The 11771-nt window shown below is 41.3% G+C and carries 9 protein-coding genes; 3 read left to right on the top strand and 6 right to left on the bottom strand.

The annotated features are described in order from the left end of the window. On the bottom strand, positions 1–68 hold a 68-nt coding region (locus A3775_RS25380), incomplete at its 3' end, for a microviridin/marinostatin family tricyclic proteinase inhibitor (RefSeq protein WP_156481607.1). A 900-nt stretch (positions 69–968) separates the two neighbouring features. Continuing rightward, entirely contained in the window at positions 969–1466 is a 498-nt protein-coding gene (locus tag A3775_RS11915) for a hypothetical protein (protein ID WP_156481605.1), read from the bottom strand. Between the two features lie 438 nt (positions 1467–1904). On the opposite strand from A3775_RS11915, the gene A3775_RS11910 reads away from it, so the two are divergent. Then, positions 1905–2756, top strand: coding sequence for a metal ABC transporter permease (locus A3775_RS11910; RefSeq protein WP_066425049.1), 852 nt, complete (start codon positions 1905–1907; stop codon positions 2754–2756). A gap of 251 nt (positions 2757–3007) precedes the next feature. Here A3775_RS11910 and A3775_RS11905 read toward each other — a convergent pair whose 3' ends face one another. Then, a complete protein-coding gene (locus A3775_RS11905; RefSeq protein ID WP_066425047.1) occupies positions 3008–4099 on the bottom strand; it encodes a patatin-like phospholipase family protein in 1092 nt (363 codons plus the stop codon). 273 nt (positions 4100–4372) lie between these two features. Between A3775_RS11905 and A3775_RS11900 the strand changes: the two genes are divergently transcribed. Together A3775_RS11900 and A3775_RS11895 are read left to right on the top strand one after the other, a co-directional pair. Continuing rightward, positions 4373–5158: an HAD family hydrolase gene (locus A3775_RS11900; RefSeq protein ID WP_066425045.1), complete on the top strand. Its 786-nt coding sequence runs from the start codon at positions 4373–4375 to the stop codon at positions 5156–5158. Positions 5159–5349: 191 nt separating this feature from the next. Next, complete coding sequence (locus tag A3775_RS11895) at positions 5350–6594, top strand: DNA double-strand break repair nuclease NurA (protein WP_066425044.1); 1245 nt, start codon at positions 5350–5352, stop codon at positions 6592–6594. A gap of 187 nt (positions 6595–6781) precedes the next feature. On the opposite strand, the gene uvrA is transcribed toward A3775_RS11895, so the two are convergent. From uvrA to A3775_RS11880, 3 genes are all read right to left on the bottom strand, one after another. Further along, complete coding sequence (gene uvrA / locus A3775_RS11890; protein WP_066425043.1) at positions 6782–9670, bottom strand: excinuclease ABC subunit UvrA; 2889 nt, start codon at positions 9668–9670, stop codon at positions 6782–6784. Between the two features lie 261 nt (positions 9671–9931). Continuing rightward, positions 9932–10600: a hypothetical protein gene (locus tag A3775_RS11885; RefSeq protein ID WP_066379799.1), complete on the bottom strand. Its 669-nt coding sequence runs from the start codon at positions 10598–10600 to the stop codon at positions 9932–9934. A 45-nt stretch (positions 10601–10645) separates the two neighbouring features. Then, positions 10646–11671, bottom strand: a complete 1026-nt coding sequence (locus A3775_RS11880; protein ID WP_066380073.1) for a glucokinase — start codon at positions 11669–11671, stop codon at positions 10646–10648. Between the last annotated feature and the right edge of the window lie 100 nt (positions 11672–11771).

Genomic DNA, 11771 nt, shown 5'->3' with positions numbered 1-11771 from the left:
TCTTCTAGGAAGCGAGCAAAAAATGGTACTGCTGGGGTTTCCGATGCTTTCACTGTGTTGTTAGACATTGTATTTCCTCCAGGGAAATTTGCCTGTGCAATATACTTATAGCATCAATCAAAAAAGCACACAAGTCCTGTAAAAATAGTTAATATACCTACAAAAACCAAGATATTTAGAAATTTTTATATAATTAATAAGCTGAAGAAAGTTAAGAAGGTTAAGAAGGTTAAGAAGGTTAAGAATATTAAGAAAAAGGTAAATTAATTATCTATCTATTACCTTTTGGAATAAAATTTATCCTCCCTATTGAACTTACATCAAGCTTGGGGGCGGGTTCGCTGACATAATCATTATTAATTGATGATATTTTTAAATTTACCTCTGCATGACGGCGATTAAAGTCAGGTTTGCCATGCTGAAACTTCCCGCAAACCCTGATTTTTACGTCATCAGCCTTGCCCACCCTAGGATGATTCAGAACCGTGCAAGTTATCAGAAAATCAACCCAATCAGTAAAATCATCTCTAGATCAAAATTGCTGGAGTTAACAGACAGGGTGGTTAATTATTGACTGATCATAACATTGAGCCAACACCCAAAAAATTTGGGCTAAAAATGCTTGATTTTTCCTAGATGATAACGTTAATATCTACGAAAAACTTGCAGAGTTTAGTTTACAAGTAGTATTATTTGTAGTTCTCCAACAGGGAACTAGAAATTTCTATTGCTTGTACAGTTGGCTAGGCTTAAATAGATATGAAATGGGGTCATAATGTTGCATTAAAACTCTTTTGTGGGATAAGCTCTCTAGCCCGTCCGGTGCAGGCTAGAAGCCCGCACCACAAGAACTAGATTTTTGCACTACTTTAGCCTTGCCACCCTAGTAGGGTGGGCAATGCTCCTCACGCAAAAATCAAAGTTTGAGCAAATTAAGAGCATTGCCCACCATAATAATGTAATTGCAACTATTTCATCGGCGATAGTTCAGCAGACTGAACAACCTGTAGCTGATAGCTCTCGAAAGGTACTTTTTCCTGGGAAGATTCGGTTGGGGGTGTACTTTGCGGCTGATAAAGAACCAGTTCATAATGGAGTCGATTACCTTGTCGCTGACATTGTGTACTGAGTAAGAGATTATTGACTCGGAATTGACTGTAGAGTTTGTCCCCTAACCACCAAGCATCAATCAGAGTTCCATCCTTCTCGTCAATGATAAAGTGTCCATTCTGCTGATCCTTAACCACTAACTCATAATCACGTACCAGCTTTTTATCCCCTACTCCGTAAGTGGTTTGCCAAGTGTAGCGCATGGGATTGTTAGAGATAGGCTGAATGCGGAGTGTCATTGGCACTTTTTGATACCGCCCATTTACAGAGCGGTCTAACATTGTGCCACGCCATGTCCCTCGCCAGTTTTCAGGAAAGGTGCTAGTTGAAGATGCAGCACTTTGGATTGTGATCATACTAAAAAGTATCATACAAGACACTAATAACCCGACGAGAAGGGTTAGCTTCAGGATTGAAAGCAAATGTTCCATCTTGCTGGAATGATTCCCAGCAGTAAAACTGTTGAAATGCCTGTTTTTCAACCTTGCATACAGAAACACTAGATTGGCAAATGTGCCAGTTTTTATCTTTCTTTCCCTAACCACCACTCTCACCACTATTAATAAACAACCCCTATAATTCTTACATCAGCCCTATTGCATAGTTTGTTGCCGTGAGGGGGATGAGGAAGCAGGGGAGCAGGGGGGAGAAACTAATGACTAATGACTAATGACTAATGACTAATAACTTTGCAATTAAAGCTACTATTTGAATTAGGTCAAAAGTTGATAGGATGGGAATTCTGGATTTTGATTTTTGCCTAGTTGTATAGTTTGTAACTCAAGAATATATCTATGTTAGATGCTCTGATTGAGCCTTTACAATATGGCTTTATGCAGCGATCGCTCGTGATTGCGATTTTGGTAGGTTTATTATGTGCGGTTGTCGGTAGTTACTTGATGGTGCAACGATTAGCACTATTGGGTGATGCTATTAGCCACTCAGTTTTACCGGGACTAGCGATCGCTTTTATGTTGGGTGGTAATATTTTTATTGGTGCATTCATTGCTGGGGTGTTTAGTACCGTAACTATCACCTGGATTAGAACGCGATCGCCTATCAAAGAAGATGCTGCAATGGGCATAGTTTTTTCTGCCTTCTTTGCCCTAGGAATTACCTTAATTACGATTATTCAAAAAGATAATAAAATCGACCTCAATCATTTTCTCTTCGGCAATATTCTCGGCGTTACTGGTGACGAAGTACGTGATACAGCCATCATTGCCGCTATTGTTTTGCTGGTGATTATTTTACTCTATAAAGAGCTATTATTCTACACCTTTGACCCCTTGGGCGCACAAGCAGCAGGTTTACCAATCAATCGCCTCAACTTTGGCTTAATGCTCTTAATTTCCTTAACCATTGTCGCCAGTATGAAAGCTGTAGGAGTGATTTTAGTGCTATCATTATTAATTACACCAGGAGCAACTGCATACTTATTAGTTAAACGTTTACATGAAGTAATGATATTAGGAGCGGTGATTGGTGTAATTTCTAGTATTAGCGGTATGTATCTCAGCTACTTTTATAATTTACCTTCTGGCCCAGCAATTGTCTTAGTAGTGTCAGGATTATTTCTCTTAGCATTATTATTTAGTCCTAAACATGGGGTATTAATCCCAGCCAGTAAGCAAAAAAATTATTGATTATCTCGATGTTGACACTCTCCCCAGCTAGAAAAAAATTTTTGTAGGGTGGGCATTGCTTGAAACTTACTCAAAACCTGAGTTTTTTGTGGTTCACAATGCCCACCTGAAGCTGAATAAATATCAAGAATTAGACAACTGACATATCAGTAGGGTGTGTCAGATAGCAAAAACATATTTATTGACAGCATTTAATCAGTCTGACGCACCCTACAAGACATATTTCATTATCACACTTGCGTAAGTGCTAACTATGACAAAACTGCTGGTTCTTGAGTCAGGATAAACTGTTTAATAGCCGAGCTTTTCTCCTCAACAAATTTTGATGTTGCATCGAGTAAATTTTGAATATTCTCCGCACTTGCATCATCCATGTCTTCGTTAATATTTTTGTTAATAAATCTATTTTTCTGTTCTTCCTGAGAAAGTAGTTGGCGAGGAGAAAATGGAGTGCTTCTTTGACCAAATCTTTCATTTAATGCAAATTGAAGACGTAAATAACCGCCTGGATTAGCTGACTGAATAATCTGACCGCAGACATCAGTAGCCAACTGAATTTGACCTCCCATAAATACATCGGGAATATGTACTCCCCACTCAGCCGTACCCCAGTTGTTAGTTTCTTTGTATTCCAAGGGTTGGGTAGTAGCACCCGTGCCAATAGACAGGATAGAAATGTCTGAAATGCTTTTCTTCCTTACACCAGTAACGTGACTTAGAGCCGCTAAAGCTGGACAGTTGGCACTTAAACCACCATCGACATGAGGAAATCTCCACTCGGAATGACGAGGGTCATGGGGGTCTGTCCATTTGAATTCATAGGGGGGGAAGAAAGTAGGAGCAGATGCGGAACTGAGGCAGACTTCCCAAAGTTTCATGTTGTTGAACCAACGATTTTCTTCAGGACAACAACTGGTAAAAAAGGTTGTATTCCGATACAGAGTGTCATAGGCGAAGATGAGTAACTCTGCTTTTGAGGTTTCGGAAACCTGACGTAGTGTAATTTCGCCCAACTCATCCCGCAAAACTTTAATTAGTCCTTTGTTGGAATACTTAGAGCCACGAAACCATCTTTTAACGTTTTTGTTCAGCCATGAAGCGTTGAATATTTCTCGACCTCTTTCTTGGTAAATTTTAATCAGGTCTTCAGGTTCTCGTCCCAAAGCTATACCTGCGGCTAAAATTGACCCGGTAGATGTCCCCGCGATGAGGTCGAAGTATTGGTTTAGAGGTTTGCCAATCTGAGACTGAACTTCTTGCAAAATTCTGGCGGTGATAACTCCCCGAATTCCTCCACCATCCAAAGCCAAAATCTTAAATTTGTCCGATTTCAATGATGACATACGCAACTCAACGTCAAAGGTTTACTTACATCAGTGTTCCCCTGACAACTCGGAAAATTTCAAATTAAGCCCTGAAAATTTGGAAAAATGCACTCTGACGCACCCTACAAGACATATCTAATGTGACACTTGTGTAAGTCCTAACGTTGTTGGCTGTGCATCGCCTGAAGCTAATTGAGAAGGGTGCAAAATATCAAATATTCAGATATTTTTATACAAAAAAGCTTGAGTGCATCGGTTAAGCTGACAAGAGCAGTTTTAACCCTCAGAACCATGACAGCAGGTAGCCCAAGAATTTTAGCGTTAGACTTTGATGGTGTGATTTGCGATGGACTAATTGAATATTTTGAAGTGGCGTGGCGTGCTTACTGTCAAATTTGGTCGCCTGTTAACGATACACCGCCGGATGATTTGGCATTGAGATTCTATCGCCTCAGACCGGTAATTGAAACAGGTTGGGAAATGCCTGTTTTAATCAAAGCTTTAATAGATGATATTCCAGAAGACAAGATTTTGCAAGAATGGGTCAATCTTACGCCGTATATTTTATCAACTGACAAGCTAAACTCAAAAGAAGTTGCTATTAAATTAGACAGTTTGCGGGATGAATGGATAGCCACAGATTTAGACGGTTGGCTGAGTCTACATAAATTTTATCCGGGGGTGGTGGAAAAACTGAAAATGACGCTTAACAGCGAGGTGAAACTATACATCGTTTCTACCAAAGAAGGACGGTTTATACAACAGTTATTGCAACGGGAAGGGGTGAACTTACCACCAACAGCAATTTTCGGGAAAGAAGTTAAGCGTCCTAAATATGAAACTCTCCGCGAATTGATTGCAGCAGCAAATATTCCACCTGGTAATTTATGGTTTATAGAAGATAGACTCAAAACATTAGAGTTAGTTCAAGAGCAACCTGACCTGAATGATGTCAAACTGTTCCTAGCAGATTGGGGTTATAATACCCAACCAGAAAGAAAAGCTGCCCAAAATAATCCGCGAGTGCAATTATTATCTCTGTCTCAGTTTGCGAAAGATTTTTCTGGGTGGCTGTGATTTGACGGGATGAGGGAGATGAGGGAGATGAGGGAGATGAGGGAGATGAGGGAGATGAGGGGGGTGAGGGGGATGAGGGAGATGAGGGAGAATCATTACCTGTCTCTAAAAATTCTTCAATTTTGAATTTTGAATTTTGAATTTTGAATTGATTTGTCCCCAATACCCAGTCCCTAACCCCACTAAAATCTATGCTTGATTTAAGAAAATTAGCGCGACAAATGCAGGGTTTAAGTCAGCATCTTAGCCAAGAGGCTGAAGCTAGTCGTCAGCGTTTGGAATTAGCGCAACAGCATCTACACAAAGCTTATGAGTGTCAGGAAGAAATGATCGAACGTCAAGAAAAATGGCGCGATCGCATTCTCTTTGCTAATGCTACTCCCATTGAGCCGCTAAATACTTGCATAGATATTCCCACCCCTCCCAAGATACACACCGTCATTGCTACCGATGGTTCACAAATCGCCCCTAGCCATCACGAAATAGCTTACTGTTATCTGTTAAATATCGGTCGGGTAGTTATACACTACGGACAAAACCGCTACCCCATTATGGATAGTATTCCAGAGGTATTTTACCGCCCAGAAGATTTATATATGTCCCGGCAGTGGGGAATTAAAACTGAGGAATGGATGAGTTATCGTCGGACTGCGAGTGAGGCGACGGTATTGGCTGAGTTGGCGAGGGGACTGGGGACTGGGGGGCAAGGGGGACAAGGGGGACAAGGTAATGATTCTTCCTCATCCTCCTCATCTGCTGTTGCCGAAAATATACCTACATTGGCAATGGTGGATGGTACGTTAATATACTGGTTTTTGGAACAGTTACCGATGGATGCACGCGATCGCATTTTACCCCCTATCCTAGAGGCTTGGAATCAGTTGCGGGCTGCGGAAATTCCTGTGATGGGTTATCTGAGTGCGTCTCGCAATGTGGAAGGTGTGAATTTTCTTCGGTTGTCGGCTTGTCCCCATCCTGTACCCGACTGTGTAAGTTATTGTCCTAATCAATTAGAACAAGTCCCTTGCAAGGTGTTTGAACCTTTGCGAGATGCGACTTTATGGACTACTCAACTGCAACCTGGACAACGGGGGCCATTATGGCGTAGTAATAACCGAATTCTAGAACTTTACGAAGACCACAGTGTATATTTTTGTTATGTTCATGTTGGTACGGAAATCGCCAGGATAGAAGTACCTGGATGGGTGGCTGGAAATACAGCTATGTTTGATCAAGCCTTGGGACTGATGTTAGCACAGGTGCAGAAAGGGTATGGTTATCCAGTGGCGATCGCAGAAGCTCATAATCAAGCTGTTGTTAAAGGCGGTGATAAAACCCGTTTCTTTGCTTTGTTAGAACAACAAATGATTAAAGCTGGCTTGAAAAATGTTGGTACTTCTTATAAAGAAGCTAGAAAACGCGGCAGTATAGCTTAATAAAGTGCTTATTGCTGAACCTATATTAAAATTAAGTTCGTAGTGAGGACTTTAGTCCTCATGAAAAGACTAGAGCCGCTTACTACAAACTTTTATTAAAATTAAGTTCGTAGTGAGGACTTTAGTCCTCATGAAAGGACTAAAGTCCTTACTACAAACTTTAATTCTTTCAGCTAACCTACTTCATCTATTTTTTCATGGCTGGATACTGTTGCAAAACTTGCTGTAAATATTGTCCGGTATAAGACTGCTGATTTTTAGCAACTTCCTCTGGTGTTCCTACCGCAATGACTTCTCCGCCTTTATCGCCACCTTCTGGCCCTAAATCTATTACCCAGTCAGCGCAACGAATTACATCTAAATTATGTTCAATTACTAAAATTGAATTACCTTTATCTACCAATCTTTGCAACACATCTAACAATTTGTGGACATCATAAAAAGATAAACCTGTTGTGGGTTCATCAATTAAATACAGGGTTTTTCCTGTGGCGCGACGAGATAATTCTGTAGCTAATTTCACCCTTTGCGCTTCACCACCAGATAAAGTAGTCGCAGGTTGTCCTAGTTGAACGTATCCCAACCCGACATCAACTAAAGTTTGCAAGCGGTTAACAGCTTTGGGAATGTTTTGGAAAAACTCTAAACTTTCCTCAACTGTCATGTTGAGAACGTCAGCAATGGTCTTGTCTTTATATTTTACTTGCAAAGTTTCACGGTTGTATCTTGCACCTTTACAAACTTCACACTGGACATAAACATCAGGGAGAAAATTCATTTCAATGACATTAACACCCTGTCCACTACAAGCTTCACAACGTCCACCTTTGACGTTGAAGGAAAATTGACCGGGTTTATAACCTCTGGCTTTAGCTTCAACTGTTTGGGAAAAAACATCTCGAATTACATCAAAAACCCCTGTATAAGTTGCCGGGTTAGAACGTGGTGTCCTGCCTATGGGCGATTGATCAATTACTATGGCTTTATCAACAGAATTTAAGCCTTGAATTTTTTCTAACTCTTTGGGTAAAGGAACTTTCTTAGTTAAATGATGTTGTAATGATGGGTAAAGTAATTCGTTGATTAATGTCGATTTACCCGAACCAGAAACACCTGTTACCGCCACAAGTTTACCTAAAGGAATTTCGACATCAATATTTTTTAAGTTGTTGCGATGGGCGTTTTTAATAGTTAAAGTTCTCCCATTACCTTCACGGCGTTCGGCTGGGGTATTGATTACCTGTCTTCCTGATAAATATGCACCTGTTAAAGATGTTTCTGCTGTGAGTAAAGCTTGTAAATCACCTTGGGCGATAATATTACCGCCGTGAATTCCTGCACCGGGGCCAATATCAACTATATGGTCGGCGGCGCGGATTGTTTCTTCATCATGTTCGACTACAATTAAGGTGTTACCTAAATTGCGTAATTTGGTTAAAGTTTTTAATAATCTGCCGTTATCTCTTTGATGCAAACCGATACTTGGTTCATCTAAAACGTAGAGAACTCCTGTTAATCCTGAACCGATTTGTGTGGCTAAACGTATGCGTTGCGCTTCACCACCAGAAAGGGTCATGGCTGCACGGTCTAGTGTGAGATAATCTAAGCCGACATCTAACAAAAATTGCAATCTGGCTTTAATTTCTCGCAGGACTAAATCAGCGATTTGCATCTGGCGATCGCTCAATTTTAACTGTTCTACTCTCTCCCGACAATCCCGAATCGATACCCCAGTTAAATCTAAAATTTTGTATTGTCCCAACCTCACCGCTAATGCTTCCGGTTTTAACCGTTTTCCTCCGCAAACTTCGCAAGGTTGATCAATTAAATATTGCTCTAGTTTTTGCTTAATTAATTCTGTTCCACCTTCATACTGTCGTTGTAAAATGGGAATCACACCTCGATAAACTGGCGTTTTCTGTCCATTTTTAGGTTGATTGTCTGGTTCACCATGCAGAATAATATGCTGTTGTTCTACTGTTAGCTGATGCCATTTGCTTTGTAACTCAAACCCGTGAGTTTGTCCCAAACTATAAAGTAGTTCCAGGTAATAAGAATTTTCTTTTTCTGACCAAGGGGCGATCGCTGCATATACTGGTGCTTCCGGGTCAGGTATAATTAAATCCGACGCAAACCTTCTTAAAGTCCCTAAACCGTGACAGTGAGGACAAGCACCATAAGGTGAGTTAAAGGAAAACAAGCGCGGTGATAATTCTTCCATGACTGCGCCATGTTCTGGACACGCAAAGTTTTCCGAAAATACTAATTCCTGTTCTTCTGCTTCTGATTCCTCCGAGGATGGGCTGACTAAAATGTTAGCAATACCACCAGACTGTTTTAGACACGTAGACAGAGAATCAACCAAACGCTCTTGAATACCGTCTTTTTTCACCAAACGGTCGATGACTACCTCAATGGTATGTGTAACATTTTTATCTAATTCGATTGAGTCTGATAATTCTCTGACTTCCCCATCCACACGCACCCGCACAAAACCTTGAGAAGCCAAACTAGATAATAATTTGCGGTGAGTTCCTTTTTTACCTCGAACTACAGGCGCGAGAATTTGAAAGCGGGTACGGTCTGGTAATTCCATAATCCGGTCAACCATCTCATCGATAGTTTGGGGCGCAATACAGCGATCACAGATGGGACAATGGGGTTCACCAGCCCGACCAAACAACAGTCGCAGATAGTCGTAAATTTCCGTTACCGTCCCCACAGTCGAACGGGGGTTATGGGATGTGGACTTTTGGTCGATAGATATCGCCGGACTTAAACCTTCAATTGATTCTACATCCGGTTTATCTAATTGTCCTAAAAATTGCCGTGCATAGGCACTGAGAGATTCTACATAACGCCGTTGACCTTCAGCGAAAATGGTATCAAACGCCAAGGAAGATTTACCCGAACCTGAGACACCAGTAAATACTATCAGGCGATCGCGTGGTAATTCCAAGTCAATATTCTTCAGATTATGCTGTCTAGCACCCCTAATCCGAATTGTATTGCGATCGTTGTGCTTGGGGTAGGGAAGATGTCCATTGAGAGAGGTGACTAGCTGGTTATCTGACATATCGACAGGCTGATTGAGACAAACGGCGTGCAACAGTTCTTAATCATACTATCTTGACTATGGGGTAATAGTAGAACTATCGTACTATTTCAGGTAGTGATTACTGTATATTCCCACCGCAGATATATTCCAGACCCTATTCCCTAGTTATGCCGGTAAAGTGACCTATGCTTTTGTTTTTAATTCTGACTTCACTGAGAATTGCCATATCAGCCTAGAAGCTAACTTCTAGGCTGATATGGAGCAATTTTGCCGATACTTTCAGTTTTTCAGAACTATTTGGAAGGAATTAAGGAATCCCGTAATAGTTTGAGCTAAGGTTTGTTGCTGCTTTTTAGTAGTGATTGCCATTACTTGATACAATCTTCCTTCAGCAAGATAAATCCTGGTTCTAGTGATTTTACCCCCAGCGTTGATGTAGCTAAATTCTTTACCCGGATGACCGTTAGAACTGCGGATATTACGCTGACTAATTAAATTACTTTGAGTCGTTTTTAACGCCATATCCCGGACGTTATTCAAAATTTCCTGGGGGTCGTTCATTTTGGCATAACTGTAGGGAAAGTCATTATAAACCACTAAATAAGCTACTTCTTGGCGTGGTGGTTGGGCAGAAAATATTAATAGGTCAATTTCCCCCATGTAGGTTTTTTGGGTTTGAATGTCCCTGATGGGCTTTCCTGGCATCAATACAGTAAAACGTCCGTCTGGGGCTGTAAATAATTGCCATTTTGGTTGTACTGGTTGATCAGCAACAGGTTTTTTTGGTGACACTGGCGGTTTAGCTGGTGCAACCGTTGTTTTTTTTGACGACACTGGTGTTTTAGTTGCTGCTGTCGTTGGGCGTTTGGGTTGACTTGCTTCTACAATGAAGTTCCCGCCACTAACTAAAGTAGCGGCGAGGAATGATAACAAAACTTTAACTGTCATAGTTTTAGCATTCGCAAATGCTGATATCACTGACGATTGTAGTTGTTATAACCTACTCGCGCACAAAGCCGCACCTATTAGCCCGACTTGGGGATTGAGAATAATATGCACGGGGATTTCTTCTAGTAGGGGGCGCATTCTGCCTTTTTGGGTGAAGTTTAACAGAAAATTGCCGTATTGTATCAAATGTAAGATTTTGGGGGCGATGCCGCCAGCGATGTATAAACCACCGTAGGGTAAGAGTTTGAGGGCGAGATTCCCAGCTTCAGCACCGTAAGCATCGACAAAAATTTGCAAAGCTTGTTCAGAGAGGCGATCGCATCCTTCCACGGCGGCTTTACCAATCACAGCACCAGGATCAACGGTTTTTTCCTGCTGTCCGGCTTGTTGTTCCCAGGCACGGACAACTTGAGCGATCGCCGGGGATTCGCTGGCTAGTTTGCGATCGCGCAAAAATTGGTAGATAGCCACAATACCTTGGCCAGAAACTACCCGTTCCACAGACACACGCTGAATATCATGTTTATCCAGCAGATATTTCAACAGTTGAAACTCTAACTCATTGCGGGGGGCAAAATCGGCATGTCCACCTTCCGAGGGAAACACTTGATAATGATTACCCTGTTTAATTAAGAATCCTTGTCCTAAGCCAGTACCAGCCCCAATAATGGCGATGGGTGCTTCTTGTTGGTGTTTACCCGCTTGCAAAGTCAGCAAGTCTTTTTTAGTTAAGCCAAAAATGCCATAACCGACAGCCGCAAAATCATTAATTAAGGAAACGTGGGGAATAGCCAACTCTTGCGCCAGGCGATCGCTATCGAGAAACCAGGCTAAGTTGGTGAGTTTGGCGGTATTATTGACCACTGGGCCGGCGATCGCAAAACAAGCCTTTTGAGGAGTCCCAGCATTAGCCTGAAGTAAAAATTGCTGCACCATCGGCACTAAATCAGGATAATTCCCACTCAGATAAGTTTCCTCAAACAGAGTCTGCAAACCAAGCGATTCGGATATTTCCACCAATCGCAAAATAGTTTTTGTGCCGCCGATATCTCCTGCTAGTAACAATGTCATAAAACTTATCAGTAAATTAGTAATTAGGTATTGGGCATAGGGCATGGGGCATTAAACAACTCAAAAGTCAATAATTCTAGGGAAAAATTATTTAATTTTG

This window comes from Anabaena sp. 4-3, from assembly GCF_001597745.1.
GTDB lineage: Bacteria > Cyanobacteriota > Cyanobacteriia > Cyanobacteriales > Nostocaceae > Trichormus.
This window is presented reverse-complemented; position numbering and strand designations above follow the sequence as displayed.

Coding starts and splice junctions, on each gene's coding strand:
- A3775_RS11910 (WP_066425049.1), top strand. CDS start 1,905: ATGTTAGATGCTCTGATTGAGCCTTTACAATATGGCTTTATGCAGCGA.
- uvrA (WP_066425043.1), bottom strand. CDS start 9,670: ATGTCAGATAACCAGCTAGTCACCTCTCTCAATGGACATCTTCCCTAC.
- A3775_RS11885 (WP_066379799.1), bottom strand. CDS start 10,600: ATGACAGTTAAAGTTTTGTTATCATTCCTCGCCGCTACTTTAGTTAGT.
- A3775_RS11900 (WP_066425045.1), top strand. CDS start 4,373: ATGACAGCAGGTAGCCCAAGAATTTTAGCGTTAGACTTTGATGGTGTG.
- A3775_RS11905 (WP_066425047.1), bottom strand. CDS start 4,099: ATGTCATCATTGAAATCGGACAAATTTAAGATTTTGGCTTTGGATGGT.
- A3775_RS11915 (WP_156481605.1), bottom strand. CDS start 1,466: ATGATCACAATCCAAAGTGCTGCATCTTCAACTAGCACCTTTCCTGAA.
- A3775_RS11895 (WP_066425044.1), top strand. CDS start 5,350: ATGCTTGATTTAAGAAAATTAGCGCGACAAATGCAGGGTTTAAGTCAG.
- A3775_RS11880 (WP_066380073.1), bottom strand. CDS start 11,671: ATGACATTGTTACTAGCAGGAGATATCGGCGGCACAAAAACTATTTTG.